Genomic DNA, 26,178 nt, shown 5'->3' with positions numbered 1-26,178 from the left:
GCGGCTCAGATCGGCTGGGCGACCAGGTCATGGCCCTCGGCCGCGACCACCTGTGCACGGGTGAACTCGCCCACCTTCAGCGTCTTCGACGCCTTCTGCGGCGGCAGCAGGCGCACCCGGCCGTCGATCTCCGGCGCGTCGGCGTAGCTGCGCCCCACCCCGCCCTGGCGGCCGAGCGCGGGCGCCGAGTCCACCAGCACCTGCATCGTCGCGCCCACGCGCCGGCGCAGCTTGTCGGCCGACACCTGCTCGGCCACGGCCATGAAGCGCGCCCGGCGCTCCTCGCGCAGTTCGGCCGGCAGCATGCCCGGCAGCTCGTTCGCCGCGGCGCCCTGCACGGGCGAATAGGCGAAGCAGCCGGCGCGGTCGATCTGCGCCACGCGCAGGAACTCGAGCAGGTGCTCGAACTCGGCCTCGGTCTCGCCCGGGAAGCCGGCGATGAAGGTGCTGCGCACCACGAGCTCGGGGCAGGCCACGCGCCATCGCTGCAGGCGTTCGAGGTTCTTCTCGCCGCTGGCCGGGCGCTTCATGCGCCTGAGCACGTCCGGGTGCGAATGCTGGAACGGCACGTCCAGGTAGGGCAGGATGCCGCCGCGCGCCATCAGCGACAGGATCTCGTCCACATGCGGGTACGGGTACACGTAGTGCAGCCGCACCCAGGCGCCGTGCCGCTCAGCCAGCGTGGCGAGCTGCTCGCACAGCTCGGTCATGCGCGTCTTCACCGGTTTGCCGTCCCAGAAGCCGGTGCGGTACTTGACGTCGACCCCGTAGGCGCTGGTGTCCTGCGAGATGACGAGCAACTCCTTCACACCCGATTCGAACAGCCGCTGCGCCTCGGCCAGCACCTCGCCGACCGGGCGCGAGACCAGGTCGCCACGCATGCTGGGGATGATGCAGAAGGTGCAGCGGTGGTTGCAGCCCTCGCTGATCTTCAGGTAGGCGTAGTGCTTCGGCGTGAGCTTCACGCCCTGCGGCGGCACCAGGTCGACGAACGGGTCGTGCGGCTTGGGCACGTGCGCATGCACCGCATCCATCACCTCCTGCGTGGCATGCGGTCCGGTGACGGCCAGCACGCTGGGGTGCATCTGCCGCACCAGGTTGGCCCCACCCTCGCCCGCCTTGGCGCCCAGACAGCCGGTGACGACCACCTTGCCGTTCTCGGCCAGCGCCTCGCCGATCGTGTCCAGGCTTTCCTTCACCGCATCGTCGATGAAGCCGCAGGTGTTTACGATCACCAGGTCGGCGCCGGCGAAGGTCTTGGAGGTGTCGTAGCCCTCGGCGCGCAGCTGCGTGAGGATCAGTTCGGAATCGGTCAGCGCCTTGGGGCAGCCCAGCGAGACGAAGCCGATCTTCGGCGCGCCGCCGGTGGTGGGGTTGCTCATCCGGCGATTTTCGCCGAACGGCTCAGCGCTTGCCCGACAGCGGCCCCATGCCCGGGAACAGCGTCTCGGCCTGCTTGGCCATCTGCTCCTGCATCTGCAGGAACATGTTCTTCGACTGTTCCAGGTAGTTGCCCATCAGCCCCTGCACCACCGGCGCCTGTCCCTGCAGGAACTGCGTCCACATCTCGGGCGACATGGCCTTCGGGTCGTACAGGGTCTTGGACTGCTCGGCCAGGCGGTGCTGGATCTCGGTGAAGGTCTGCAGGTTCTTCTCGAGGTACGAGCCCATCATGCCCTGCATCGCGTGGCCGTAGAAACGGATGATCTGCGAGAGCATCTGGGTCGAGAAGATCGGCACACCGCCGGTCTCCTCCTCGAGGATGATCTGCAGCAGGATGCTGCGCGTCAGGTCCTCGCCCGACTTGGCGTCGCGCACCACGAAGCTCTGGCCGTCGAGCACCATCTGCTTGACGTCGGCCAAGGTGATGTAGCTGCTGTTGCGCGTGTCGTAGAGGCGCCGGTTCGGATACTTCTTCAGCACGCGGGTGTTCGCGTCGTCGGCCGCCGGCGCGGCGGCAGCCGCGTCCGTGGGGACCTTGGCGGGACGACGGGAAGCAACCATGCAGAAGACTCCTTGCGGCCGGCACCCGGCCGGCCAGCGGGCATTCTAGTGAGCCCCGCCTGAGCACCCTGGCCGGGTTTCCCCCCGCCGCTCAGCGCAGCACGAGGCGTGGCGCGGCGGCTGCCGCAACCTCACCGATCACCGTGGCCTGCGCGAAGCCGTGACGGCGGAACGTGGCCAGCACCGCGTCGACCGCGGCGGGGTCGCAGGACACGAGCAGGCCCCCGCTGGTCTGCGGGTCGGTCAGCAGCGCCCGGTCTTCGGGGGCGAAGCCCTCGGGCAGGACCACCTCGTGGCCATAACCGGCCCAGTTGCGCCCCGAGGCCCCGGTGACGAAGCCCTGCATCGCCAGGCTGCGCACGCCCGGCAGCTGCGGCACCTCGGCCCAGTCGATGCGCAATTCGCAGCGCGCGCCGCGCGCCAGCTCGAGGCCATGCCCGGCCAGACCGAAGCCCGTGACGTCGGTCAGCGCGTGCACGCCCGGCAGCGCGGCCAGGTCCGGGCCCGGCGTGTTGAGCTGCGTGGTGGTGGCCAGCATCTGCGCGTAGCCGTCGGCGTCGAGCTTGTCCTTCTTCAGCGCGGCCGACATCACGCCCACGCCGAGCGGCTTGCCGAGCACGAGCCGGTCGCCCGGACGTGCGTCGGCATTGCGCTTGACACGTTGCGGATGCACCAGCCCGAGCGCGACGAGGCCGTAGATCGCCTCCACCGAATCGATCGTGTGGCCGCCGGCGATCGGGATGCCCGCGGCCCGGCACACCGATGCGCCGCCCTCGAGCACGCGGCCGATGGTGCGCGTGGACAGCACGTTGATCGGCATGCCGACCAGCGCCAGCGCCAGGATGGGCCGGCCGCCCATCGCATAGACATCGCTGATCGCATTGGTGGCGGCGATGCGGCCGAAGTCGAACGGGTCGTCGACGATCGGCATGAAGAAATCGGTGGTTGCGACCAGCGCCTGCTCGTCGTTGAGCCTGTAGACCGCGGCGTCGTCCGACGTCTCGATGCCCACCAGCAGTTCCTCGGGCACCGGCAGCGCGGCGCTGCCGCGCAGGATCTCCGAGAGCAGCCCCGGCGCGATCTTGCAGCCGCAGCCGCCGCCGTGCGAGAGCGTGGTCAGGCGCGGTTCGGCGGACTTGTCGGGGGCGTTCATCGCGGCGGGCTCCGTGCGCTTGGCAAAACAAGAGGGCCCGACATCGCTGCCGGGCCCTCTGCCAACATGTCGCAAAGACTCTGCGGGTCTCTCTACCAGATCTGGTAGGCGCGATTGGACTCGAACCAACGACCCCCACCATGTCAAGGTGGTGCTCTAACCAGCTGAGCTACGCGCCTAAGAGCCCAGCAGTATAGCAGCGATCCCGCGGCTCACTTGCGGCGTGCACCCCGCACCCCCGGGACCCGCGCCACCTGGCCCAGCACCTGCGCCAGGCGTGCGGCGTCGCTCAGCTCGACGGTGAAGGTCATCCACGCCGTGCCGCCGCGCGAATCCTTCAGCGTCTGTGTCTTCACGCCGATCACGTTCATCTTCTCCTTGGCGAACACCTCGGAGATGTCGCGCAGCAGTCCCTGGCGGTCGGCCGCCTCGACGACCACGTCGATCGGGTACAGCGCCGTGCGGTCGCCGCGGGGCGTGCCCCACTCGACCGCGATCACGCGCTCGGCCGAACGCTGCGCCATCTGGCGGAAGTTGCTGCAGTCGGCACGATGGATCGCCACGCCCTTGCCGCGTGTCACGTAGCCGGCGATCGGGTCCGGCGGCGCCGGGCGGCAGCAGCGCGCCAGGCTGGTCAGCAGCGACTCCACGCCCACCACCAGCACCCCGCCACGCGCGCCGCCGCCCTCGCCGCGCGGCTTCTTCGCGAAGAGCTCCTCGTCCGGCGGGCGCGGCGGCTCGGCCGGGCGCAGCAGGCTCTCGATGTTGCGCAGCGAGTACTCGTCCTTGCCCACCACCTCGAACAAGGCGTCGGCGTTGCGGAAGCCGAGCTGGGCGGCGAGGTCGTCCAGCTTCATCGCCGTGCGGCCCTCGCGCTGCAGCAGCTTCTCGACCGCCTCGCGGCCGCGTGCGATGGTGTCGCGCTGCGCCAGCGCGTTGAACCAGGCCCGCACCTTGGCCTTGGCACGCGAGCTCTGCAGGTAGCCGAGCTCGCCGTTGAGCCAGTCGAGCGACGGGCCGCCTTCCTTGATCGCGATGACCTCGACGGTCTGGCCGTTGAGCAGCTGCGTGTTCAGCGGCACCATCGCGCCGTCGACCCTGGCCCCGCGACAGCGATGGCCGAGGTCGGTGTGCAGCGCGTAGGCGAAGTCGATCGGCGTGGCACCGGCCGGCAGTTCCACCACCGCGGCCTGCGGCGTGAAGACGTAGATCCGGTCGTCGAACACGCCCGGCTCGGCACCGCGCTCGACGAAATCTCGCTCCCAGGCGAGCAGCTGGCGCAGCACCGCCTTGCGCGCCTCGGCCACCTGGGCATCGAAGTCGCTGCCCGCGCTGACGCCGGCATAACCCTTGGCACCGGCCTCCTTGTAGGCCCAGTGTGCGGCCACGCCGTGCTCGGCATGCTCGTGCATCGCCCGCGTGCGGATCTGCACCTCGACGGCCCGGCCGTCGTCGTCCAGCACCACCGTGTGCAGCGACTGGTAGCCGTTCGGCTTGGGCCGCGCGATGTAGTCGTCGAACTCGCCCGGCACCACCCGGTACAGCTCGTGCACACGCGCCAGCACCGCATAGCAGGCCGGCACGTCGGCGACGATCACGCGCATCGCGCGCACGTCGAACACCCGCGCGAAGTCCAGCCCCTTGCCGCGCATCTTCTTCCAGATGCTGTAGAGGTGCTTGGGCCGGCCCTGCACCTCGGCGCGGATGCCGTGGGCGGCCAGGTCGGCCTCGAGCTGGCGCCGGAAGGCCTCGACGCGCTGCTCGCGCTCGACCCGCTTCTCGTCCAGCAGCCGGGCCACCTGGCGGTACTGCGCCGGCTCGAGGAAGCGGAACGCCAGGTCCTCGATCTCCCACTTGATCTGCCAGATGCCGAGCCGGTTGGCCAGCGGCGCGAAGACCTGCATCGACTCGCCCGCCAGCGGCCCCGGGCAGGGCTGCTTGCTGGCCGCGAACCAGCGCAGCGTCTGCAGCCGCGAGGCCAGGCGCAGCAGCACCACGCGCAGGTCGCGCGAGAAGGCGAGCAGCATCTTGCGCACCCGCTCGGTCTGCTCGGCGCGCTGGGCCGGGCCGACCTGGGCCTCGCGTGCGGCGCGCTGGATCTGCACCAGGCGCCGGGTGTGCGTCACCAGGCTGGCGTACGACGCGCCGAAGGCCTTCTCGACCACCTCCTCCGGCCGGGTGAGCCAGTCGCCGGCGTAGACGAGGTAGGCCGCTGCCTGCATCGCCGGCGAGGCGCCGATGGCCTGCAGGATCGCGGCCACGCCGTCGGCATGCTCGAGCGCGTCCTCGCCGGTGTCGAGCGCGCGGCCGGCCAGCAGCGGCTCGGCGAAGGCACGCGCACGCCCGACCTGCGCGGCATCCGCCTCGCCGGGCGTGCGCTGCGCCGGCACATCGGCCAGCTGAACGATGGGCGCCGCGTCGACCGGGGCGTCCGCGAGCGCCGTCTTCATGGCCCGAGCAGGAACGCCCGCACCACCTCGACCTGATCGGGCTGCTGGAACATCGGCGCATGGCCGACGCCCTCGAACTCGTGCAGCCGCGCGCGCGGCCCGCGCTGCGTCATCGCGATCGCCGTCTCCTGCGCCAGCAGATCGCTGGTCGCGCCGCGCAGCAGCAGCGTCGGGCAGGTGATCGCGTCCCAGGACCGCCACAACATCGCCTCGCCGGCTGCCGCCATCTCGGGCGTGACGGCGCGAAAGGGCACGGCAATGGCCGGGTCGTAGTGCAGCTTGTAGCCGTCGCCGTCGGGGCGCAGCATGGGCCGCGACAGCGCCAGCCACTGCTCGCGGGTGTGCGGGCCGAACGGCGCGGAGATGCCGACCAGGTAGTCGGTCGCCTCGTCGACGCTCGACCAGCGCAGCGGCTGACCGAGGTAGCCGGCGATGCGCTGCAGCGCTTCCGCGCGGATCGCCGGCCCGACGTCGTTGATCACGAGCCGGCGGATCGGCGAGTCCTTCAGCGACGCCAGGCCGATGCCGATCAGCCCCCCCATCGAGGTGCCGACCCAGTGCAGCTCGGCCGCGTCGAGCCGCGCGATCAGCGTCACCATGTCGGCCACGTAGGTCGGGATCACGTAGCCGGCCGGGTCGGCCAGCCAGTCGGACCGCCCGCGCCCGACCACGTCCGGGCAGACCACGCGGTACTCGGTGCTCAGGGCGCGCGCCAGCACGTCGAAGTCGCGCCCCTGCCGGGCCAGGCCATGCACGCACAGCAGCACGCGCGGGTTGTCGCGCGCGCCCCATTCCCAGTAGGCCATGCGGTGCAGGCCGCGGGCGTCCAGGCACTGCACGTGGGCCAGGCGGGGTTCGGCGGCGGGGGCGGTCATGGCGCAGTCAGCTCCTCTTCGATAATCGACTGTAGCAACACCCATCGGAGAAGCTCATGCTGAAAGGAAAGACCGCCCTCGTCACCGGCTCGACCAGCGGCATCGGCCTCGGTGTGGCCGAATGCCTGGCCGCACTGGGCGCCAACATCGTGCTCAACGGCTTCGGCGATGCCGAAGGCCCGAAGGCCCAGGTGGCTGCGGCCGGCAAGGCCCACGGCATCCGCGTGGGCTACCACGGCGCGGACATGAGCAAACCCGCCGAGATCGAGGCGATGATGGCCTACGCCGCGAAGGAGTTCGGCGGCGTCGACATCCTCGTCAACAACGCCGGCATCCAGCACGTGGCCAACGTCGAGGACTTCCCGGTCGAGAAGTGGGACGCGATCATCGCGATCAACCTCAGCTCGGCCTTCCACACCATGCGCCTGGCGATCCCCGCGATGCGCGCGAAGAACTGGGGCCGCGTCATCAACATCGCCTCGGCGCACGGGCTGGTGGCCTCGGCGCAGAAGTCGGCCTACGTGGCGGCCAAGCACGGCATCGTCGGCCTGACCAAGGCCACCGCGCTGGAGACGGCCACCACCGGCGTCACGGTCAACGCGATCTGCCCCGGCTGGGTACTCACGCCGCTGGTGCAGAAGCAGATCGACGCCCGCGCTGCGGCGGGCGGGCTGCCCGTCGACGAGGCCAAGCGTCAGCTGCTGGGCGAGAAGCAGCCCTCGCTGCAGTTCACCACGCCTCGGCAGCTCGGCGAGCTGGCCGTGTTCCTGTGCTCGTCGGCGGGCGACAACGTCAAGGGCGTGGCCTGGGCCGTCGATGGGGGCTGGACGGCCCAGTGAGCATCACTTCATCTGCACCGTGCCGTTGACGTTCACGGTGACCGTGCCCTTGCCCGCTTCCACGGGCAAGGATTCGTCGGACGGCGCCGACATCGCCTTGGCCCGCAGCGTCGGCGCCGTGGCCAGCATCACCGGCGAATCGGCGTTCACGTTGACCTCGCGCACGGTGTAGCTGCCGTAGCCGAACTGCTTGGTGTAGTCGGCCGCCTTGGCGCGAAAGCGCGCGATGGCCTGCGCGGCGACGTCGCCCTCGACCTTCTCGCGCAGCTCGCGCGACAGGCCGTAGCCCACCCGCGCGATCGACAGCGTGGTGATGCGCCCGGTGAGCGCGCCGATGGCGGGCATGTCGCGCCCGTCGACGATCAGCTCCGCGCTGCCCTGCCAGCCACTGATGCCGCCCTTGGGCGCGTAGCGCGGGTAGAGCGAGAAATTGCCCGTCTGCACCTCGAGCTGGCCCGGCTTGGCGACCTTCTTCGCCTCGGCCAGCGCCGCATCCAGCGCCTGCTTCAGCTGCGACTGCACGGCCGCCGCATCGGCCCCTTCCCGTGTCGTCGAGAACGTGACATTGAGCAAGTCCTTCGTCACGTCGACACTGGCGCTGGCGGACAGCGCCACCACGCCCTGCGGCGGCGGCGTGTCGGCCTGGGCAAAGGCCGGCCCGGCGATGGCGGCCAGCAGCAGCGATGAACGCAGCAGGGACTTCTTCATGGCTCGGTTTCTCCGATCTGACAATGCGATGCGGGCTTATACGTGAGGCCTGTCCGCCTGGGGTGAAACAGCCCGCGGCAGACCCTGGGCAAAGTTTGTAACAGGTGGTCAGGTGCCCCGGAATGCCCTGCAAACCTGCGCAGAATCCCGGCTGTTACAAGTTCGGAGGTCGCCATGGCAACCAATCCCAATCAGCGTCCCGACCGCATCGTGGTGGTCGACGACGACGCCCGCATCCGCGACCTGCTGCGCCGCTACCTCACGCAGGAGGGCTTCGAGGTCCTGCTCGCCGAGGACGCCAAGGCGCTGAACCGCGTGCTGACTCGCGAGACGGTCGACCTGATCGTGCTCGACCTGATGCTGCCCGGCGAGGACGGGCTGTCGATCTGCCGCCGCCTGCGCGCGGCCAACGACGTGACGCCGATCATCATGCTGACGGCCAAGGTGGAGGACGTGGACCGGATCGTCGGGCTCGAGGTCGGCGCGGACGACTACCTGCCCAAGCCCTTCAACCCGCGCGAGCTGCTCGCGCGCATCCACGCCGTGCTGCGCCGGCGCCCGACGCTGGAGGCGCCCGGCGCGCCCGCCAAGGAGGCGCAGACGGTCACCTTCGGGCCGTTCGAGTTCGACCTGGCGCTGCGCCGCCTCAGCAAGGACGGCGAGCAGATCGCGCTGACCACCGGCGAGTTCTCGATGCTCAAGGCGCTGGTGCGCCACCCGCGCCAGCCGCTCTCGCGCGACAAGCTGGCGCAGCTGGCGCGCGGGCGCGAGTTCGAGCCCTTCGACCGCAGCCTGGACGTGCAGATCTCACGCCTGCGCAAGATGATCGAGCCCGATCCGGCCCAGCCGCGCTACATCCAGACCGTGTGGGGCGTAGGGTATGTGTTCGTGCCGGACGGCACGTCCTGAGGCAGCATCCACAGACCCGACCGCGGCCCCGACCCCGGGGCCGTTTTTTTCGTCCCCCCGGCCGCCCATTCCTGAATGGCCCGCAACACCGTCGCCCTGAGCCTGTTCTGGCGCACCTTCTTCCTGCTGGCGCTGCTGCTGGCCGGCGGCGTGCTGGCCTGGACGCAGACCTTCCGCGCGCTCGAGTTCGAGCCGCGTGCGGTGCAGGCGGCGCAGCAGATCGCCGGCCTCGTGAACCTCGCGCGCACCGCACTGAACGCGAGCGACACGATCAACCGGGTCGCGCTGATCAAGAGCATGTCCAAGCAGGAGTCGGTGCGCCTGGCGCCGCGCGAGCCGGGCGACCAGTGGGAGCCCTTCGAAGTGGACCGCTTCTCGCGCGCGATCGCCGCCGAGCTGCGCGCCCAGCTCGGCCCGGACACGCTGGTGGCCAGCTCGGTGAACAAGGCGCCGGGGCTGTGGGTCGGCTTCACGATCGACAAGGACCCGTACTGGCTGCAGGCCGACCCGACCCGCGTCACCGCGATCTCCTGGAGCACGCTGCTGCTGTGGAGCAGCATCGCGCTGCTGGCCACGGTGTTCGGCTCGGCGGCGATCGCGCGCGCGATCAACCGGCCGCTGCAGGAGCTCTCGTTCGCCGCCAGCCGCATCCGCGAGGGCGAGTTCGATTCGCACCTGGACGAAACCACGCTGACCAGCGAGATCCGCCAGGTCAACATGGGCTTCAACCGCATGGCGCGCGAGCTCGCCAAGGTCGAGGAGGACCGCGCGGTGATGCTGGCCGGCATCAGCCACGACCTGCGCACGCCGCTGGCGCGCCTGCGGCTGGAAGCCGAGATGAGCGTGCAGGACGACGAGGCCAAGCGCAACATGGCGCAGGACATCGACCAGCTCGACGCCATCATCGACAAGTTCATGGACTACGCGCGCCCCGGCGAGGTCAAGCTCACGCCGGTGCACCTGTCCGGCCTGGTCGACCGCGAGATGGCGGCGTTCCGCGACACCAGCCAGATCCGCATCACCTCGCGCGTGGCGATCGATACCAAGGTGATGGCCGACGAGACCGAACTCGGCCGCGTGCTGCAGAACCTGTTCGAGAACGCGCGGCGCTACGGGCGCAGCACCAACACCGGCATCGCCCACGTGGACGTGACCTACGCGCGCACCGGCCCGTGGGTGATCGTCAGCGTGCGCGACCACGGCCCCGGCGTGGACCCGAAGAAGCTGTCGCAGCTGACGACGCCGTTCTTCCGCGGTGACGCGGCCCGCACCGCCGCCACCGGCGCCGGGCTGGGCCTGGCGATCGTCGACAAGGCGGTGCAGCGCATGGGCGGCACCTTCGAGGTGACCAACGCCCACGACGGCGGACTGGTCTGCCATATCCGGTTGAAGAAGGCGCCCTGAGCCGTGCGGCGACCCGGTTGACGTGCGGGCCGATCATGAATATGATTGTCATCACATTCAGTCGACGCCATGGCCCGCATCCCGAACAGCCGCAAGGAAGAGACCCATGACCGCATCCTCGCGGTCGCGGCCCGTGCGCTGCGGCGCCAGGGTTATGCCGGCGTCGGTGTGGCCGACGTGATGCGCGAGGCCGGGCTGACCCACGGCGGCTTCTATGCCCATTTCGCCAACCGCGAGGCCTTGATCGTCGAAGCGCTCGAGCGCGCCGCGCGCGACAGCGGCGCGGTGGTCGCCGAGGCGGTGCGTGCCTGCAGCGCACATGGCCTGAGCAGCTTCCGGGCACTGGTTGAAAGCTACCTGTCCGACCAGCACCTCGCGGCGCTGGATGCCGGCTGCCCGGTGGCCGCCCTCGCCGCCGACATGCCACGCCAGCCCGAGTCGGTTCGCGCCGCCTCGAGCGACCGCGTGCGGCACCTGATCGACACCGTGCGGAGCACGCTGACACCCACGCTGCAGCCACAGGCGTTCGCGGTTGCGTCCACCCTGGTGGGCGCACTGCAGCTGGCGCGTGCGCTGGGCGACAACCCCGAAGGCCGTGCCGCGCTGACCGCCGCCCGCCAATCGCTGCTCGAGTCGTTCGACTCGGCCTCCCCGTCCCGCTGAGGCCGGCGCCTACCGCACCGGTCGGTTTCTTCGTCCCTTTATATGACGTCTGTCATCTTTTCTACTGGAGCCCCACATGCAGATCCGTGATTCCGTCGCCCTCGTCACCGGTGCCAACCGCGGCATCGGCCGCGCCTTTGCCCAGGCCTTGCTGGAGCGCGGCGCGCGCAAGGTCTACGCCGCGGTGCGCGACCCGTCGCGCCTCGACCTTCCCGGGGTCGTGCCGCTCGCGCTGGACGTGACGAGCCCCGAGCAAGTGGCCGCCGCAGCTGCCCAGGCGCGCGACCTGACGCTGCTGGTCAACAACGCCGGAATCGCCCGCCTGGGCGCCTTCCTCGCCGAAGACGCCGAGCAGACCGCGCGCTGGCATCTCGAGACCAACCTCTTCGGCATGCTGCGCCTGAGCCGCGCCTTCGCGCCGGTGCTGGCCGCCCAGGGTGGCGGGGCGCTGCTGAACGTACTGTCGGTCGCGTCGTGGGTGAACGGCGGCGCGCTCGCGAGCTACGCCATGAGCAAGGCCGCCGCCTGGTCGCTGACCAATGCGCTGCGCCACGAACTGGCGGCCCAGCACACGCAGGTGACGGCGCTGCACATGGGTTTCGTCGACACCGAGCTGACGGCCGGCCTCGAGGTGCCCAAGAGCACGCCGGCGCAGGTGGTCGCACGCGCGCTCGACGGGCTCGAGGCCGGGCTGCCGGAGGTGCTGGCCGACACGATCACGCAGCAGGTCAAGCAGGCGCTGTCGACCCCCGGCGGCACGGTGGCATCGCTCGGGCGCTGAGCGCGGCGGGTCAGGCGGGTGGCCGGCGCGAGAACAGCAGCGCCACCGCGCGCGCCTCGATCGCCTCGCCCTGCCCGACCGGACCGAGTTTCTCGGCCGTTTTCGCCTTCACGTTGACCTGCTCGGTCTTGATGCCCAGGGCGGTGGCGATGCGCTGACGCATCGCCAGCAGGTGCGGCGCCATCTTGGGCGCCTGGGCGACGATGGTGCTGTCGATGTTGACCACCTGCCAGCCGGCCTGCGCGATGCGCCGCCCCGCCTCGGCCAGCAGCGCCAGCGAATCGGCGCCCCGGAAGCGTTCGTCGGTGTCCGGAAAGTGGTGCCCGATGTCGCCCATCGCGGCGGCGCCGAACAGCGCGTCGGTGATGGCGTGGCACAGCGCGTCCGCGTCGGAGTGGCCGAGCAGCCCGTGGCTGTGCGGGATGGTCACGCCGCCGAGCACCAGCGCGCGGTCGGGCACCAGCACGTGCACGTCCCAGCCTTCGCCCATGCGCAGGTTCGGCAGATTCGGGGCAGTCATCGCGATCCTTTCAGGGCCTCGGCGAGACGGAAGTCCGAGGGCCAGGTGATCTTCAGGTTGGCGGCGTCGCCTTCGACCAGCAGCGGGCGCAGGCCGAGCGCCTCGACCGCGCTCGCTTCGTCGGTCACCGCCGCGCCGGCATGCGCCAGCGCGCGCCGCAGCAGCCCGAGGCGGAACATCTGCGGCGTCTGCGCGCCCCACTTGTGCGCGCGCGGCAAGGTGGCGGCGACACGTCCGCCCTCCTCCTGCTTGAGCGTGTCGGCCAGCGGCAGCGCGAGCAGGCCGCCGACCGCGTCGTCCCGGCAGGCATCGATCAGGCGGTCCACCCAGGCCGGCTCGACCAGGCAGCGCGCGGCGTCGTGCACCAGCACCCAGTCGTGCTCGCGCACGCCGCGTTCGGCCAGAACGGCCAGGCCGTTGGCCACGGTCTCCGCACGGGTCGCGCCGCCGCAGCGCGCGACCCAGCCGCGCTGGCCTTCGAAGCCTGGGATGGCCCCCTCGAACCGTTCATCGTCGGGCGACAGCACCACCAGCGTGGCGTCCAGGCGCGGCACCGCGGCCAGCGCCGCGAGCGTGTGCGCGACCATCGGCCGGCCCGCGATGGACACGTACTGCTTCGGTTGAGCGGCCCCGGAACGGCTGCCCGTGCCGGCACAGGGCAGCAGCGCATAACAGCGGGGGGAATCGGCGTCGGTCATCGGGGCGAAAGAGACTCGAATTCTATAATTCGCCACTCGCATCGCCCCGTGGGACCAGCCTCGCGGGGCGTTTTGCTTTGCCTGTCCTCGCACCGATGCTGATCCCGGTCATCGCCGCCGGCAAGCGCTACACCTTGCCCCGCCCGCTCGGCTCCGCCGATGCGCTGCTGCTCGCCCGCGTCGCACAGGCGCAGGCGGCGCAGAAGCAACGCCTGGCGATCGTGACCGCCGAGCCGGCCGACACGCAGCGGCTCGAGGGCGAACTCGCGTTCTTCGCGCCGGGGCTGCGCGTGGCCGTGTTCCCCGACTGGGAGACCCTGCCCTACGACACCTTCTCGCCGCACCAGGACCTGATCTCCGAGCGCCTGGCCACGCTCTGGCGCATGCTGCAGAAGGACGTGGACGTGGTGCTGCTGCCGGCCGCCACGGCGCTGGTGCGGCTCGCACCGCCGAGCTTCCTGGCCGGCACCACCTTCCACTTCAAGCAGAAGCAGCGGCTCGACGAGGCAGCGCTGAAGGCGCAGCTCACGCTGGCCGGCTACAGCCACGTCAGCCAGGTCGTCTCGCCGGGCGAGTACGCGGTGCGCGGCGGGCTGATCGACCTGTTCCCGATGGGTTCGCCGGTGCCCTACCGGGTGGACCTGTTCGGCGACGAGGTCGACTCGATCCGCACCTTCGACCCCGATTCGCAGCGCAGCCTCTACCCCGTGCCCGAGGTGCGCCTGCTGCCCGGCCGCGAGTTCCCGATGGACGAGGCGGCGCGCACCGCGTTCCGTGCGCGCTGGCGCGAGAAGATGGAAGGCGACCCGACCAAGGTGCGCCTATACAAGGACATCGGCACCGGCATCGCCACCGCCGGCATCGAGTACTACCTGCCGCTGTTCTTCGACCAGACCGCGACCGTCTTCGAGTACCTCGGCGCCGACACGATGCTCGCGCTGCACGGCACGGTGGACGAGGCGCTGAACCGCTTCTGGACCGACACGCGCGAGCGGCACCGCTTCCTGCAGCACGACAAGGAGCGGCCGATCCTGCCGCCGGAGGAACTGTTCCTGCGCCAGGAGGAGTTCTTCACGCTGGCCGGCGGGTTCGCGACGCTCGCGCTGCGCGGCAGCGAGCCGCTCGACTGGGCGCGGCCCTTGCCCGACCTGAGCGCCGAGCGCGGCGCACCCGAGCCGCTGCAGCGCCTGCAGCGGCACCTGGCCAGCACGCCGCACCGCGTGCTGATCGTGGCCGAGAGCGACGGCCGGCGCGAGAGCCTGCTCGAACTGCTGCGCGACAACAAGCTCGAGCCGCCGACCGTGGCCTCGCTGGCCGAGTTCGAGGCCGGTGACGAGCACTTCGCGATCACCGCCGCGCCGCTGGCCGAGGGCTTCTTCTGGCACGAGCCGGCCGAGCAGCGCGCGATCCAGTTCGTCACCGAGACCGAGCTCTTCGCCAGCACGCCCACCGCGCGGCGGCGCCGCAAGCAGGAGCAGGTCAGCGACGTCAACGCGCTGATCAAGGATCTCTCCGAGCTCAAGCCGGGCGACCCGGTGGTGCATGTCAACCATGGCATCGGCCGCTACGTCGGGCTGATGACCATCGATCTCGGCGACGGGCCCAGCGAGTTCCTGCACCTCGAGTACGCCGACAAGGCGACGCTCTACGTGCCGGTCGCGCAGCTGCACCTGATCGCGCGCTACACCGGCGTCAGCCCGGAGGAAGCGCCGCTGCACAAGCTCGGCTCGGGGCAGTGGGAGAAGGCGCGCCGCAAGGCGGCCGAGCAGGTGCGCGACACGGCGGCCGAGCTGCTCAACCTGTACGCCCGTCGCGCCGCGCGCGAGGGCCATGCGTTCCGCTTCACGCCGCACGACTACGAGGCGTTCGCGGCCAGCTTCGGCTTCGAGGAGACACCCGACCAGCAGGCCGCGATCCATGCGGTGATCCAGGACCTGGTCAGCCCCAAGCCGATGGACCGGCTGGTGTGCGGCGACGTCGGCTTCGGCAAGACCGAGGTGGCGTTGCGCGCCGCCTTCGTCGCGGTGACGGGCGGCAAGCAGGTGGCCATCCTCGCGCCGACCACGTTGCTGGCCGAGCAGCACTACCAGACCATCGCCGACCGCTTCGGCAAGTGGCCGGTCAAGGTGGCCGAGCTGTCGCGCTTCCGCTCCGCCAAGGAAGTGAAGGTCGCGCTCGAGGGCCTGGCGGACGGCTCGATCGACATCGTCGTCGGCACCCACAAGCTGCTCTCGCCGGACGTCAAGTTCAAGCGCCTGGGCCTGCTGGTGATCGACGAGGAGCACCGTTTCGGCGTGCGCCACAAGGAAGCCATCAAGGCCATGCGCGCCGAGGTCGACGTGCTGACGCTCACCGCCACGCCGATCCCGCGCACGCTGGGCATGGCGCTCGAGGGGCTGCGCGACCTCTCGGTGATCGCCACCGCGCCGCAACGGCGCCTGGCGATCAAGACCTTCGTGCGCAACGAGAGCAGCGGCACCATTCGCGAGGCGGTGCTGCGCGAGCTCAAGCGCGGCGGGCAGGTCTACTTCCTGCACAACGAGGTCGAGACCATCCTCTCCCGCCGCGACAAGCTGGCCGAGCTGCTGCCCGAGGCGCGCATCGGCGTGGCCCACGGCCAGATGCCCGAGCGCGAGCTCGAGCGCGTGATGCGCGACTTCGTCGCCCAGCGCTTCAACCTGCTGCTGTGCTCGACCATCATCGAGACCGGCATCGACGTGCCGAGCGCCAACACCATCGTGATCAGCCGGGCCGACAAGTTCGGCCTCGCCCAGCTGCACCAGCTGCGCGGCCGGGTCGGCCGCTCGCACCACCAGGCCTATGCCTACCTGCTGGTGCCGGATGTCGAGGGTCTCACCAAGCAGGCCGCGCAGCGCCTGGAGGCCATCCAGGCGATGGAAGAGCTGGGCTCCGGCTTCTACCTCGCGATGCACGACCTGGAGATCCGTGGCGCCGGCGAGGTGCTGGGCGAGAACCAGAGCGGCAACATGATGGAGGTCGGTTTCCAGCTCTACAACGACATGCTGGCCGAGGCGGTGCGCTCGCTGAAGGCGGGCCGCGAGCCGGACCTGCTCTCGCCGCTGAATGCCGCGACCGAGATCAACCTGCACGCGCCGGCGCTGCTGCCCGATGCCTACTGCGGCGACGTGCACACCCGGCTGTCGCTCTACAAGCGCCTGGCCACGGCCGAGAAGACCGAGCAGATCGACGCGCTGCTGGAGGAGATCACCGACCGCTTCGGCAAGCTGCCGCCGCAGGGCAGGACGCTGTTCGACGTGCACCGCCTGCGCGTGCTGGCCCGGCCCTACGGCGTGGTGAAGGTCGACGCGGCGCCCAGGCTGATGGTGATCAGCTTCCGCCCGAATCCGCCGGTGGACGCGCAGAAGATCATCGAGCTGGTGCAGAAGAACCGCCACATCAAGCTGGCCGGCAACGACAAGCTGCGCATCGAGCGCGACACGCCCGACCCGCAGGCCCGCGCGCAGCTGGTGCGCGACGTGCTCAGGTCGCTGGGCGTGCCGCGCGCCGCGGAAGCCGCATGATCCGCTCCGTCGGCCTGGAGATGTCCGCGCACCGCCGTGTGTTCGCCGGCTTCTTCCTCTACGCCTTCGGCTTCGGCGGCTTCTTCCCGCGCCTGGCCGAACTGCAGCGCACGATGGACGTCAGCGAAGGCCAGCTCGGCCTCGGCCTGATCGGCGCGGCGGTCGGCACGCTGGTCTCGCTGAGCTTTGGCGGCCGGCTGATCGAGCGCATCGGGCACCGCCGCATGCTGCTGGTGGTGCCGCCGGCGATCCCGGTCTGGTATGCGCTGGCGGCTCACGCGCAGGGGCCGCTGGCGCTGTTCCTGATCCTGCTGCCGGCCGGCCTGCTGATCGGCGCGATCGAGGTGGTGGTCAACCTCGAGGCCGACCGGGTCGAGCACCGCGAGGGGCGGCGCATCATGAACCGCGCCCATGCGTTCTGGAGCTTCGGCTTCTTCGGCGCCGGCGCGCTGGGCACGGTGTGCGCACGGCTGGGCATGAGCCCGCAATGGCAGCTCGCGCTGATGGTGCCGCTCACCCTCGTGCTGACGGTGCTGCTGCTCGGCCGCTTCGAGGCTGCGCCGGCGCGCAGCGACGACCATGGTGGCGAAACACCCCATTTCGCGGCGCCGACGCTGGGCATCATGGCGCTGGTGGCGCTCTCGCTGTCGGGCCTGGTGCTCGAGGGCGCGGGCTTCGACTGGTCGGCCATCTACATGCGCGACGCCCAGGGGGCGCCGGCTTACCTCGGCGCGCTGGCCGTGGCCACCGGTGCCTTCGCGCAGGCGGTGACCCGTTACCTGGCCGACCGCCATGTGGAGCGCCACAGCCCGGTGGTCGTGGCGCGCGTGCTGCTGGGTGTGCTGGGCGCGGGCAACCTGATCGTCTTCTTCGCGCCGAACGCCGCCCTCGCGCTGCTCGGCTTCGCGCTGATGGGCATGGGCACCAGCGTGCTGTTCCCGCTGGCGATGTCGGCCGCGGCGCAGCGCCGCGACCGGCCGGCGGCGGTGAACGTGGCCGCGCTGGCACAGACCGCGTTCGTGTCGTTCATGCTCGCGCCCCCGCTGCTGGGCCTGGTGGCCGAGCATGCCGGCATCCGCTGGTCCTTCGGCGTCGGGCTGCCGTTGGTGCTGCTGAGCTTCCTGGTCTCGGGCGTGCTGCGCGGTGGCGCCATGCGTGCCGCGCCGAAAGCTTGATCCAGACCAAACGCGTTTACCGTCTCGCAACATCGCGCGCACAGGCGCGACAAGCGCGGGCGGCAGCATGGTGAACATCGACACCAGGAGGGTCCCATGAGACTGCAACGCGACTGGATCACGCCACTCACGATGGGCGCCTTCGGGCTGCTCGCGGTGACGGGCGTGCTGATGTTCTTCCACCTCGACAGCGGCCTGAACAAGACGGCGCACGAGTGGCTCAGCTGGGTGCTGGTGGCCGGCGTGGCCGGGCACGCGGCGGTGAACTGGCCCGGGCTCAGGCGGCATCTGGCCGGCTGGCGCGGCCGCACCGCGCTGGGCGTGGCCGCGCTGCTGCTGGCGGCGAGCTTCCTGCCGCTGGGCGCCCAGGGCGACGGCCCGCCGTTCATGGGCGCGATGCGTGCGCTGGTCGACGCGCCGGTGCCGGTGCTGGCCCAGGTGGCACGCACGACGCCCGAGGTGATGCGCGAGCGCCTGAGCGCCGCCGGGCATGCGCCCGCGAGCGACGCCGACACCGCAAGGACCCTGGCCGGCAGCAATTTCGGCGACCAGATGCGCCTGCTCAGCAGCGTGCTGAAGCCGGCCGGCGGTTAACATCGCCGCCCCATGTCGAGCACCGCCAGCGTCGAGTTTGCCCACGGCCTCTTCATCCGCGGCTTCACCCCGCCGCTGCGGCTGGCCGACTTCCGGCTGATCGCCTTCGACATGGACTCCACGCTGATCAACATCGAGTGCGTGGACGAGATCGCCGCCGAGGTCGGGCGCAAGGCCGAGGTGGCCGAGATCACCGAGGCCGCGATGCGCGGCGAGATCGCCGACTACAAGGAAAGCCTGCGCCGGCGCGTCGCGCTGCTGGCCGGGGCCCCCGAGGCGGCGCTGCAGCGGGTCTACGACCACAAGCTGCAGCTCAACCCGGGCGCCGAGGCGCTGGTGCGCGCCTGCCAGGCGGCCGGGCTGAAGACGCTGCTGGTCTCCGGCGGCTTCACCTTCTTCAGCGAACGCGTGCGGCGCCGGCTCGGGCTGGATTTCGCCCGTGCCAACACGCTCGGCGTCGCCCACGGCCGGCTCACCGGCACGCTGCTCGAGCGGCCCTGGGGCGACATCTGCGATGGCGCCGAGAAGCGCCGCGTGGTGCTCGAGGTGTGCGAGCTGATGGGCATCGAGCCGGCCCAGGCGATCGCCGTCGGCGACGGCGCGAACGACCTGCCGATGATGGGCGTGGCCGGCCTCTCGATCGCCTACCACCCGAAGCCAGCGGTGGCCGAGAAGGCGATGATCGCGATCCAGTCCGGCGGGCTCGACCGCGCGCTCGAGGTGCTGCGCCCGCCGCCGGCTCAGTCCTGACGCAGCACGATCTCGACGCCGTGCGCGCGCGGCTCGGGGATCGCCTGGTAGCGCCACTGGCGCACCGCCTGCAGCACCGACGATGTCATGAGCGGATGGCTGATGCTGTCCACGCGCGGCTCGCGCACCAGTCCGTCGGGCGCCACGGTGAAGCTGACCTGAGCGCGCACCTCGCCGCGCAGCTGGCCGATCAGCGCCCGCGGCGTGACCGGCTCCACCACCTCGAGCAGGCGCAGCGGCGGCAGTGCCGGCGCAGGCGGCGGTGCCTCGGGTTCGCCGTCCGGCCCGGCCACGGGTGGCAGCGGAACCGGTGCAGCCTCCACCGTCACCACGGTCGACTCGGGTTGTTCGCGCGGCGGCGGCGCCACCACCACCAGCGGCACCGGCGGCGCATCATCCGCGGCCTCGGGCGCGGGTTCGGCAGGCGGCAGCGGCGGCCTGGCCACCACCGCCGGCGCCGGCGGCGCAGCCGGGATGGCGGGCGCCGCCTTCGCGGCCGGCTTGTCACCGCCGGCCTTGCGCGACTTGATCTTGGCCGCCTCGATGATCATGCGGAACGGGTTGTCGGCGGCGCGCTGCGTGCGCTCGCCCGGCTCCGGCGCAGGCTGCGCGAGCGCCGGCAGGGCCAGCGCGGCGGCGGCGATCAACAGGCGGGACATGACGGACATTGTTCCAGCGCAAGCTCCATTCGTGCGGCGCCGCGGCGGGGGAAAACCTGAGGCCGTGACACACGCCACAGTGCCTAGCATGGACCATCAACCTGACGAGGAGCCCTGCGTGAGCGCGCCCACCAAGTACCTGCTCGACGAAAGCCGGATGCCGACCCACTGGTACAACATCCAGGCCGACCTGCCCGTGCCTGCCCCGGCCGTGCTGCACCCGGGCACCTTGCAGCCGGTCGGCCCGGACGACCTGGCACCGCTGTTCCCGATGGAACTGATCGCGCAGGAGGTCAGCACCGAGCGCGAGATCGAGATTCCCGAACCGGTGCGCGAGGTGTTCCGGCTCTGGCGCCCGGCCCCGCTGGTGCGGGCGCACCGGCTCGAGAAGGCACTCGGCACGCCGGCGAAGATCTACTACAAGTACGAGGGCGTGTCGCCGGCCGGCTCGCACAAGCCGAACACCGCGGTACCGCAGGCCTGGTACAACCAGCAGGCCGGCATCCGCAAGATCGCCACCGAGACGGGCGCCGGGCAATGGGGCTCTTCGCTGGCCTTCGCCGGCGCGCTGTTCGGCCTGCAGGTCACCGTCTACCAGGTGCGCGTGTCGTACGACCAGAAGCCCTACCGCCGCGCGCTGATGGAGACCTACGGCGCGCGCTGCGTGGCCAGCCCGTCGATGGAGACCAACGCCGGCCGCGCCATCCTGGCGCAGAACCCGGAGCACCCGGGCTCGCTGGGCATCGCCATCTCCGAGGCGGTGGAGGTGGCGGCCACGCACGACGACACCAAGTACGCCCTCGGCTCGGTACTGAACCACGTGCTGATGCACCAGACCATCATCGGACAGGAGGCGATCGCACAGCTGGAGATGGCCGGCGACGACCCGGACGTGGTGGTCGGCTGCACCGGCGGCGGCTCCAACTTCGCCGGCATCAGCTTCCCGTTCCTGGGCCTGCAGCTGCGCGGCGGACGCAAGCGCCGCATCGTCGCGGTGGAGCCGGCCGCCTGCCCGAGCCTGACGCGCGGCAAGTACGCCTACGACTTCGGCGACACCGCCCACCTGACCCCGCTGACCAAGATGCACACGCTGGGCTCGACCTTCACGCCGCCGGGCTTCCACGCCGGCGGCCTGCGCTACCACGGCATGGCGCCGCTGGTCTCGCACCTCAAGGAACTCGGCCTGATCGAGGCGGTGGCCTACCACCAGAACGCCTGCTTCGAGGCCGGCGTGCTGTTCGCCCGCAGCGAGGGCATCGTGCCGGCGCCCGAGGCCAACCACGCCGTGAAGGGCGCGATCGAGGAGGCGCTGCGCTGCAAGCGCGAGGGCCGCTCGGAGGTGATCCTCTTCAACCTGTGCGGCCACGGCCACTTCGACATGTCGGCCTACAGCAACTACATGGCCGGCAAGCTGGTCGACCAGCCCTACGACGAGAAGGAGCTGGCGATGGCGCTGGCCGGGCTGCCCTCGGTGCCGGCCTAGGCCGGCTGCGGCATCACGACGATGCCGTCCTCGTCGGCATAGAGCCAGTCGCCCGGGCGCACCCAGACGCCCTGCACCTGCACCGCGATGCCGGTCTGCCCCGGCGCCTTGCGCTCGGTGGGCAGCGGCATCAGCGCCAGCGCGACGAGGCCGACGTCGGCCGCGGCGAGCTCGGCCTTGTCGCGCACCGCGCCGTCGACCAGCACGCCGGCCCAGCCGTTCTTCGCCGCGGCCGCGGCGATGTTGCCGCCGACCAGCGCGCGGCGCAGCGAGCCGGCGCCGTCGACCACCAGCACGCGGCCCGCGCCGGGCGACTCGAGCGCCGCCTTCACCGGCGTGTTGTCCTCGAAGCACTTCACGGTGACGACCGGGCCGCAGAACGTGCTGCGCCCGCCGTAGCGCTGGAACACCGGCGGCAGCACGCGGAAGGCGCCGTCGGTGTCGCCCTTGTGCGCATCGCACAGGTCGCAGGTGGAGAACGCGGGGGTCGTGCTCATGCGTTGATCACTTTCCTGATCGGCGGGCGGACGCTGTCGCGCTGTGGCGGCAGCATGGGCTGGTGCTCGCGCGCGGGGTTGAGGATGATGGAGGTGGCCGTCTCGGTGAGGATGCAGAACTTGGTGACCACCGCGTCGAGGTGCGCCACGTCGATCACGGCGATCTCGAGGATCCAGCTGTCCTCGCCGGTCACGTTGTAGGCATTGATGCACTCGGGCGTCTGCTGGATCAGCTTGACCACGCGCGCGTACTCGGCGCGGCCGACCCGGATCAGCGCGCGGATGCCGTAACCGAGCTTGGTGAGGTCCACCGTCGCGCGATAGCCGGTGATCACGCCGGCCGCCTCGAGCTTGCGCACCCGCTCGGTGACGGCCGGCTGGCTCAGGTGCACGCGCCGGCCCAGCTCGGCCATGGTCAGCCGGGCGTCGCCCTGCAGCTCGGCGAGGATGCGGGTGTCGTGGGCGTCGAGTTCGGTGTTCAAGGCCATGTCCGCGAATCTCCTTGAAATGCGTGGTCATTGTGCCCTGGGGAACTTTGTTTTCCTATGGATCGACGAGCGCCACCTTCATACGATGCTGCCCATGACGACCCATGCCCTGCCCGCCGTGCGCCCCGCTGCACCCACCCTGACGCCGCTGCTGTGGCTCTGCCTGGCCGCCACCTGGATCGTCTGGGGCTCGACCTACCTGGCCATCAAGTTCGCCCTGCTCAGTTTCCCGCCCTTCTTCCAGATGGGCACGCGTTTCCTCGCCGCCGGGGCCCTGCTCGCGGCCTGGATGCGCTGGCGCGGTGCCGCCTGGCCGAGCCGCCGCCAATGGGCGCACGCGCTGGTGGTCGGCACGTTGATGCTGGGCGGCGGCATGGGCGGCACGGCGATGGCCGAGCAGACCGTGGGCTCGGGCCTGGTGGTGGCCTTCATCGCGGTGGTGCCGCTGATGATCGCGGCGCTGAACCGGCTCTGGGGCATCGTGCCCGGCCGCCTGGAACTGGCCGGCATCGTGGTCGGCCTGGCCGGCGTGCTGATGCTGACCCAGGGCGCCGGCTTCCAGGCCTCGCCGGCCGGTCTGGCCGCCATCATGGTGGCCTGCGCCAGCTGGTCGCTCGGCAGCGTGCTGAGCCAGCGGCGCCTGCCGCTGGCGCCCGGCGCGATGGGCTTCGCCAGCGAGATGCTGTGCGGCGGTGTGGTGCTGATGGGGCTGGCGCTGATCACCGGCGAGCGCCCGCACTGGCCGCCGCAGCCCCAGGCCGCCGCGGCCTGGGGCTACCTGGTGGTGTTCGGTTCGCTGATTGCCTTCAACGCCTACATGCACCTGCTCGCGCATGCGAGCGCCGGGCTGGCCTCGAGCTACACCTTCGTCAACCCGGTGATCGCGATGCTGCTGGGCGTGGCGGTGCTCGGCGAGGTGGTGACGCGCTTCGAGTGGCTCGCCGCCGGCGTGGTGCTGGTCGGCGTGGTGCTGATGCTGCGCGGCACGGCGCTCAGGTCGCGCGCCTGAGCGCCGCGTCGCGGATCGCCGAGAGCGTGGTGCGCGAGGTGCTGATCTCGGCGTCGAGCCTCAGGTGCAGCAGGACCGGGCGTTCCTGCGCCAGCGCCTCGCGCAGTGCCGGCTCGAACTGCGCGGTGGTCTCGACGCGGGCCGCGTGCCAGCCGTAGGCGCGCGCCAGCATCGCGAAATCGGGGTTGACCAGCGTGCTGCCGCTGACACGCCCGGGGTACTCGCGCTCCTGGTGCATGCGGATCGTGCCGTAGCCGCCGTTGTCGACCACCAGGCTGATCAGGCGCCCACGGCCGCGGCCGGCGCCGTAGGCCGTGCCGGTGGCGAGCTCCTGGCCGGTCATCAGGAAATCGCCGTCGCCGGCGATGTTCACCACCGTGCGATCCGGGTACAGCAGCGCCGCGGCGATGGCCGCCGGCACGCCGTAGCCCATGGCCCCGGCGGTGGGCGCGAGCTGCGTACGGCCGTGGTGCTGCAGGCCCGGGTACTGCACATAGCGGTGCAGCCAGCCGCTGAAGTTGCCGGCGCCGTTGGTGTACACCGTGTCCTCGGGCACCAGGCGCTGCAGCGTCAGCATCACCTGCGCCATGTCGAGCGGCTCGACGGCTTGGGGCACGCGGTTGGCGGCGTAGTCGGCCCCGGCCGAAGCGGTCCAGCCGCCCCAGGGCAGTTGCGGTGGCGCGGTGAGCGACTCCAGCGCCTTCGCCGCGTTGCCCACCGAGGCTTGCAGCAACAGGTCGGCCGCGTAGACCCGACCCAGCTCCTCGGCCCCGGCATGCAGGTGCACGAGCTTCTGCGCCGGGCACGGTGCCGCCAGCAGCGTGTAGCCGCCGGTGGTCATCTCGCCCAGGCGCACGCCCAGCGCGATCACCAGGTCGGCCGCGCGGATGCGCTGGGCCAGCGCCGGGTTGATGCCGATGCCGACGTCGCCGGCATACAGCGGGTGCCGGTTGTCGAAGCAGTCCTGGAATCGGAAGCCGCAGCCCACCGGCAGCTGCCAGTTCTCGGCGAAGCGTTGCAGGGCACGTGCAGCCTCGGCGTCCCAGCCGCTGCCGCCGGCGATCACGAATGGCCGCTGCGCCGCGACCAGCAGCGCACGCAGGTCGCGCAGCGGCCCGGGTGCGGGCCAGGCCTGCGCCGGCTCGACCCGGGGCAGCACCGGCGCGGCGGTGCGTGTGGTCAGCATGTCCTCGGGCAGCGCCAGCACCACCGGGCCGGGCCGGCCCTGCAGCGCCACGTGGAAGGTCCGCGCCACGTACTCGGGCAGCCGGTCGGCCCGATCGACCTCGGCGACCCATTTCGCCATGCCCAAGGTGCCGGGGCCGAAGAACTGGCGGTAGTCGAGTTCCTGGAACGCCTCGCGGTCGCGCTGGTCGGCAGCCACCTGACCGACCAGCAGCAGCAGCGGCGTGCTGTCCTGGAACGCGGTGTGCACGCCGATGCTGGCGTTGGTGGCCCCGGGACCGCGCGTGACGATGCACACGCCCGGGCGGCCGCTCAGCTTGCCCGCCGCCTCGGCCATGAAGGCCGCCCCACCCTCCTGCCGGCAGGCGATGAAGCGGATGCGCTCGCGGTGCGCATGGAAGCCGTCGAGCACCGCGAGGAAGCTCTCGCCCGGCACGCCGAACACGGTGTCGACGCCCTGCGCGACGAGCGCCTCGACCAGCACGTGGCCGGCGAGGCGATCCGGAGGGGTGGATGGAGACGTCGCGGCGTCGGCGGTCATGCCGCCATTTTCGCCGTCGCGGGCGACGGCGCCACGCGCGCACCCACCAGCGCCGCCGAGGCGACACCTGCCAGCAGGGTCAAGGCCGCGCCGACGAACACGCTCGAGGGCGAGCCGTGGTCGAGCAGTGCGCCGAACACCGGCGCGGCCGTGGCGAAGCCCAGGTCCAGGCCCGAGTACACCGTGCCGTAGACACGGCCGGTGGCGCCCGGCGGCGCGGCGCGCTTGATCAGCATGTCGCGCGAGGGCCCGGCCAGGCCGGTGCCGAAACCCGCCAGCGCCGCCAGCACCGCAGCCAGCATGCCCGGCAGCGCCGACCAGCCGGCCAGCAGCAGCAGCACCGCGCCGCCGACCAGGCTCGCGCCGATCACGCGTTCGAGCCGCTCGCTGCGCGCGGCCAGGAAGCCGCCGGCGATCATTCCCGCCGCGCCGCACAGCATGTAGCCGGTGACGACAAAGGACGTGATCGACAACGGCAGGCCATGCAGCGCCTGCAGCGCCGGGCCGGCGAAGCTCTGCACCGCCGACAAGGCGCAGGTCGACCAGAAGAAGAAGGAGAAGCACAGCCACACCGAGGGCAGGCGCAGGAAGGCCAGTGGGTGTTCGGCCGTGACCGCGGCGGTGCCTGATGCGCCACGCAGCAGCGCTGCGCCGGCGCGGTCGTCCAACGCCCGGCGCTGCAGCACCATCAGCACCAGCACCAGCAGGGCCCACAGCGCCGCGCCGGCGGCCGCCCAGCGCCACGAGCCGGTGGCGGCGGTCACCGCCGTCATGAACACCGGCGCCGCCGCCCAGCCCAGGTTGCCGGAGATGCCGTGCACCGAGAACGCGTGGCCGAGGCGGGCCGTCGAAACGCGCTTGTTCAGGATGGTGAAGTCCACCGGATGGAACGGCGAATTGCCCAGCCCCGACAGTGCCGCCGCCAGCGCCAGGCCGACGTAGCCGTCCGCCAGTGCCGTGGCCACCCCGGCGAGCACGAAGCAGGACAGCGCCGCGAACAGCACCGGCCGCGCCCCGACCCGGTCGACCAGGAAGCCCGACAGTGCCTGCCCGATGCCCGAGATCACGAAGAACAGGCTGACCAGCAGGCCGAGTTCGGAATAGCTCAGACCGAAGTCCCGGATGAACAGCGGGAACAGCGGCGGCAGCAGCATGTGGAAGAAGTGCGAGGTGCCATGGGCGACACCGACCAGGGTGATGGTGCGGGCGTCGTCTCGAAGCGGCGCGGGGGACAGGGTCGTGGAGGACATG

The 26,178-nt window shown here is 71.3% G+C and carries 24 protein-coding genes and 1 tRNA gene; 11 read left to right on the top strand and 14 right to left on the bottom strand.

The features are described from left to right. Positions 1–5: 5 nt before the first annotated feature. From rimO to D9C15_RS11715, 6 genes are all read right to left on the bottom strand, one after another. Positions 6–1,382 (bottom strand): 30S ribosomal protein S12 methylthiotransferase RimO, encoded by a 1,377-nt coding sequence (gene rimO / locus D9C15_RS11740; protein WP_127997623.1) that lies wholly within the window; start codon positions 1,380–1,382, stop codon positions 6–8. Between the two features lie 22 nt (positions 1,383–1,404). Beyond that, a complete protein-coding gene (gene phaR, locus D9C15_RS11735) occupies positions 1,405–2,004 on the bottom strand; it encodes a polyhydroxyalkanoate synthesis repressor PhaR (RefSeq protein ID WP_127997622.1) in 600 nt (199 codons plus the stop codon). Positions 2,005–2,095: 91 nt separating this feature from the next. Next, positions 2,096–3,157, bottom strand: coding sequence for a selenide, water dikinase SelD (gene selD / locus D9C15_RS11730; RefSeq protein WP_127997621.1), 1,062 nt, complete (start codon positions 3,155–3,157; stop codon positions 2,096–2,098). 102 nt (positions 3,158–3,259) lie between these two features. Further along, positions 3,260–3,336: transfer RNA gene (locus D9C15_RS11725), tRNA-Val, on the bottom strand. 33 nt (positions 3,337–3,369) lie between these two features. Then, the gene (locus D9C15_RS11720; RefSeq protein ID WP_127997620.1) at positions 3,370–5,607 is read right to left on the bottom strand and encodes a RelA/SpoT family protein; all 2,238 of its coding nucleotides are present in this window, start codon (positions 5,605–5,607) and stop codon (positions 3,370–3,372) included. Next, positions 5,604–6,482 (bottom strand): alpha/beta fold hydrolase, encoded by an 879-nt coding sequence (locus D9C15_RS11715; RefSeq protein WP_127997619.1) that lies wholly within the window; start codon positions 6,480–6,482, stop codon positions 5,604–5,606. The genes D9C15_RS11720 and D9C15_RS11715 overlap by 4 nt, the downstream gene beginning before the upstream one ends. A 56-nt stretch (positions 6,483–6,538) precedes the next feature. Here D9C15_RS11715 and D9C15_RS11710 point away from each other — a divergent pair, with 56 nt between their 5' ends. Beyond that, positions 6,539–7,321: a 3-hydroxybutyrate dehydrogenase gene (locus D9C15_RS11710; RefSeq protein ID WP_127997618.1), complete on the top strand. Its 783-nt coding sequence runs from the start codon at positions 6,539–6,541 to the stop codon at positions 7,319–7,321. Positions 7,322–7,324: 3 nt separating this feature from the next. Here D9C15_RS11710 and D9C15_RS11705 read toward each other — a convergent pair whose 3' ends face one another. Further along, the gene (locus D9C15_RS11705; protein WP_127997617.1) at positions 7,325–8,029 is read right to left on the bottom strand and encodes an SIMPL domain-containing protein; all 705 of its coding nucleotides are present in this window, start codon (positions 8,027–8,029) and stop codon (positions 7,325–7,327) included. A 174-nt stretch (positions 8,030–8,203) separates the two neighbouring features. Here D9C15_RS11705 and ompR point away from each other — a divergent pair, with 174 nt between their 5' ends. From ompR to D9C15_RS11685, 4 genes are all read left to right on the top strand, one after another. After that, a complete protein-coding gene (gene ompR / locus D9C15_RS11700; RefSeq protein ID WP_112189658.1) occupies positions 8,204–8,938 on the top strand; it encodes an osmolarity response regulator transcription factor OmpR in 735 nt (244 codons plus the stop codon). A gap of 75 nt (positions 8,939–9,013) precedes the next feature. Then, the gene (locus D9C15_RS11695) at positions 9,014–10,342 is read left to right on the top strand and encodes a sensor histidine kinase family protein (RefSeq protein WP_127997616.1); all 1,329 of its coding nucleotides are present in this window, start codon (positions 9,014–9,016) and stop codon (positions 10,340–10,342) included. Positions 10,343–10,411: 69 nt separating this feature from the next. Then, a complete protein-coding gene (locus tag D9C15_RS11690; protein WP_127997615.1) occupies positions 10,412–11,005 on the top strand; it encodes a TetR/AcrR family transcriptional regulator in 594 nt (197 codons plus the stop codon). A 76-nt stretch (positions 11,006–11,081) separates the two neighbouring features. Continuing rightward, positions 11,082–11,786: an SDR family oxidoreductase gene (locus D9C15_RS11685; protein ID WP_127997614.1), complete on the top strand. Its 705-nt coding sequence runs from the start codon at positions 11,082–11,084 to the stop codon at positions 11,784–11,786. Between the two features lie 10 nt (positions 11,787–11,796). Here the strand turns inward: D9C15_RS11685 and ispF are convergent, their stop codons facing one another. Together ispF and ispD are read right to left on the bottom strand one after the other, a co-directional pair. Continuing rightward, entirely contained in the window at positions 11,797–12,306 is a 510-nt protein-coding gene (ispF, locus tag D9C15_RS11680; RefSeq protein ID WP_127997613.1) for a 2-C-methyl-D-erythritol 2,4-cyclodiphosphate synthase, read from the bottom strand. After that, a complete protein-coding gene (ispD, locus tag D9C15_RS11675; RefSeq protein ID WP_127997612.1) occupies positions 12,303–13,004 on the bottom strand; it encodes a 2-C-methyl-D-erythritol 4-phosphate cytidylyltransferase in 702 nt (233 codons plus the stop codon). The genes ispF and ispD overlap by 4 nt, the downstream gene beginning before the upstream one ends. A gap of 95 nt (positions 13,005–13,099) precedes the next feature. Here ispD and mfd point away from each other — a divergent pair, with 95 nt between their 5' ends. From mfd to serB, 4 genes are all read left to right on the top strand, one after another. Further along, a complete protein-coding gene (mfd, locus tag D9C15_RS11670; RefSeq protein ID WP_127997611.1) occupies positions 13,100–16,546 on the top strand; it encodes a transcription-repair coupling factor in 3,447 nt (1,148 codons plus the stop codon). Further along, positions 16,543–17,721 carry an MFS transporter gene (locus tag D9C15_RS11665; protein ID WP_127997610.1) on the top strand — a complete coding sequence of 393 codons (1,179 nt, stop codon included), beginning with the start codon at positions 16,543–16,545 and terminating at the stop codon, positions 17,719–17,721. Before mfd ends, D9C15_RS11665 begins: the two co-directional genes overlap by 4 nt. A gap of 96 nt (positions 17,722–17,817) precedes the next feature. Further along, positions 17,818–18,315 carry a DUF4405 domain-containing protein gene (locus D9C15_RS11660; RefSeq protein ID WP_127997609.1) on the top strand — a complete coding sequence of 166 codons (498 nt, stop codon included), beginning with the start codon at positions 17,818–17,820 and terminating at the stop codon, positions 18,313–18,315. A 12-nt stretch (positions 18,316–18,327) separates the two neighbouring features. After that, a complete protein-coding gene (gene serB / locus D9C15_RS11655; protein ID WP_127997608.1) occupies positions 18,328–19,065 on the top strand; it encodes a phosphoserine phosphatase SerB in 738 nt (245 codons plus the stop codon). Here the strand turns inward: serB and D9C15_RS11650 are convergent. After that, entirely contained in the window at positions 19,056–19,724 is a 669-nt protein-coding gene (locus tag D9C15_RS11650) for an energy transducer TonB (RefSeq protein ID WP_127997607.1), read from the bottom strand. The two genes, serB and D9C15_RS11650, sit on opposite strands and share 10 nt — an antisense overlap. A 118-nt stretch (positions 19,725–19,842) precedes the next feature. On the opposite strand from D9C15_RS11650, the gene D9C15_RS11645 reads away from it, so the two are divergent. After that, positions 19,843–21,207, top strand: a complete 1,365-nt coding sequence (locus D9C15_RS11645; RefSeq protein WP_127997606.1) for a TrpB-like pyridoxal phosphate-dependent enzyme — start codon at positions 19,843–19,845, stop codon at positions 21,205–21,207. Here the strand turns inward: D9C15_RS11645 and rraA are convergent. Then, on the bottom strand, positions 21,204–21,704 hold the full coding sequence (gene rraA, locus D9C15_RS11640; RefSeq protein ID WP_127997605.1) for a ribonuclease E activity regulator RraA: 501 nt from the start codon (positions 21,702–21,704) through the stop codon (positions 21,204–21,206). The two genes, D9C15_RS11645 and rraA, sit on opposite strands and share 4 nt — an antisense overlap. Beyond that, positions 21,701–22,192: an Lrp/AsnC family transcriptional regulator gene (locus D9C15_RS11635; RefSeq protein ID WP_127997604.1), complete on the bottom strand. Its 492-nt coding sequence runs from the start codon at positions 22,190–22,192 to the stop codon at positions 21,701–21,703. The genes rraA and D9C15_RS11635 overlap by 4 nt, the downstream gene beginning before the upstream one ends. Positions 22,193–22,286: 94 nt before the next feature. On the opposite strand from D9C15_RS11635, the gene yedA reads away from it, so the two are divergent. Continuing rightward, positions 22,287–23,201 (top strand): drug/metabolite exporter YedA, encoded by a 915-nt coding sequence (yedA, locus tag D9C15_RS11630; protein ID WP_127997603.1) that lies wholly within the window; start codon positions 22,287–22,289, stop codon positions 23,199–23,201. Here yedA and D9C15_RS11625 read toward each other — a convergent pair. Both D9C15_RS11625 and D9C15_RS11620 read right to left on the bottom strand, forming a co-directional pair. Beyond that, entirely contained in the window at positions 23,185–24,927 is a 1,743-nt protein-coding gene (locus D9C15_RS11625) for a thiamine pyrophosphate-binding protein (RefSeq protein WP_127997602.1), read from the bottom strand. The genes yedA and D9C15_RS11625 overlap by 17 nt on opposite strands. Next, positions 24,924–26,177, bottom strand: coding sequence for an MFS transporter (locus D9C15_RS11620; protein WP_127997601.1), 1,254 nt, complete (start codon positions 26,175–26,177; stop codon positions 24,924–24,926). Before D9C15_RS11620 ends, D9C15_RS11625 begins: the two co-directional genes overlap by 4 nt. Position 26,178 lies beyond the last annotated feature (1 nt).

Origin of the sequence: Piscinibacter defluvii, from assembly GCF_004011805.1 — a bacterium.
GTDB classification, from domain to species: domain Bacteria; phylum Pseudomonadota; class Gammaproteobacteria; order Burkholderiales; family Burkholderiaceae_C; genus Piscinibacter; species Piscinibacter defluvii.
Note: the sequence above shows the minus strand (reverse complement) of the source record. Positions and strands in the feature narration are given on the sequence as shown.

Excerpts from the sequence above, each read along its gene's own strand:
- D9C15_RS11665 (WP_127997610.1), top strand. The coding sequence starts at position 16,543 with ATGATCCGCTCCGTCGGCCTGGAGATGTCCGCGCACCGCCGTGTGTTC.
- D9C15_RS11660 (WP_127997609.1), top strand. The coding sequence starts at position 17,818 with ATGAGACTGCAACGCGACTGGATCACGCCACTCACGATGGGCGCCTTC.
- ispF (WP_127997613.1), bottom strand. The coding sequence starts at position 12,306 with ATGACTGCCCCGAATCTGCCGAACCTGCGCATGGGCGAAGGCTGGGAC.
- D9C15_RS11650 (WP_127997607.1), bottom strand. The coding sequence starts at position 19,724 with ATGTCCCGCCTGTTGATCGCCGCCGCCGCGCTGGCCCTGCCGGCGCTC.
- phaR (WP_127997622.1), bottom strand. The coding sequence starts at position 2,004 with ATGGTTGCTTCCCGTCGTCCCGCCAAGGTCCCCACGGACGCGGCTGCC.
- yedA (WP_127997603.1), top strand. The coding sequence starts at position 22,287 with ATGACGACCCATGCCCTGCCCGCCGTGCGCCCCGCTGCACCCACCCTG.
- D9C15_RS11635 (WP_127997604.1), bottom strand. The coding sequence starts at position 22,192 with ATGGCCTTGAACACCGAACTCGACGCCCACGACACCCGCATCCTCGCC.
- D9C15_RS11625 (WP_127997602.1), bottom strand. The coding sequence starts at position 24,927 with ATGACCGCCGACGCCGCGACGTCTCCATCCACCCCTCCGGATCGCCTC.
- ompR (WP_112189658.1), top strand. The coding sequence starts at position 8,204 with ATGGCAACCAATCCCAATCAGCGTCCCGACCGCATCGTGGTGGTCGAC.
- D9C15_RS11705 (WP_127997617.1), bottom strand. The coding sequence starts at position 8,029 with ATGAAGAAGTCCCTGCTGCGTTCATCGCTGCTGCTGGCCGCCATCGCC.
- D9C15_RS11715 (WP_127997619.1), bottom strand. The coding sequence starts at position 6,482 with ATGACCGCCCCCGCCGCCGAACCCCGCCTGGCCCACGTGCAGTGCCTG.
- D9C15_RS11690 (WP_127997615.1), top strand. The coding sequence starts at position 10,412 with ATGGCCCGCATCCCGAACAGCCGCAAGGAAGAGACCCATGACCGCATC.
- D9C15_RS11710 (WP_127997618.1), top strand. The coding sequence starts at position 6,539 with ATGCTGAAAGGAAAGACCGCCCTCGTCACCGGCTCGACCAGCGGCATC.
- D9C15_RS11620 (WP_127997601.1), bottom strand. The coding sequence starts at position 26,177 with ATGTCCTCCACGACCCTGTCCCCCGCGCCGCTTCGAGACGACGCCCGC.
- ispD (WP_127997612.1), bottom strand. The coding sequence starts at position 13,004 with ATGACCGACGCCGATTCCCCCCGCTGTTATGCGCTGCTGCCCTGTGCC.
- D9C15_RS11685 (WP_127997614.1), top strand. The coding sequence starts at position 11,082 with ATGCAGATCCGTGATTCCGTCGCCCTCGTCACCGGTGCCAACCGCGGC.
- serB (WP_127997608.1), top strand. The coding sequence starts at position 18,328 with ATGTCGAGCACCGCCAGCGTCGAGTTTGCCCACGGCCTCTTCATCCGC.
- D9C15_RS11695 (WP_127997616.1), top strand. The coding sequence starts at position 9,014 with ATGGCCCGCAACACCGTCGCCCTGAGCCTGTTCTGGCGCACCTTCTTC.
- selD (WP_127997621.1), bottom strand. The coding sequence starts at position 3,157 with ATGAACGCCCCCGACAAGTCCGCCGAACCGCGCCTGACCACGCTCTCG.
- mfd (WP_127997611.1), top strand. The coding sequence starts at position 13,100 with ATGCTGATCCCGGTCATCGCCGCCGGCAAGCGCTACACCTTGCCCCGC.
- D9C15_RS11720 (WP_127997620.1), bottom strand. The coding sequence starts at position 5,607 with ATGAAGACGGCGCTCGCGGACGCCCCGGTCGACGCGGCGCCCATCGTT.
- rimO (WP_127997623.1), bottom strand. The coding sequence starts at position 1,382 with ATGAGCAACCCCACCACCGGCGGCGCGCCGAAGATCGGCTTCGTCTCG.
- rraA (WP_127997605.1), bottom strand. The coding sequence starts at position 21,704 with ATGAGCACGACCCCCGCGTTCTCCACCTGCGACCTGTGCGATGCGCAC.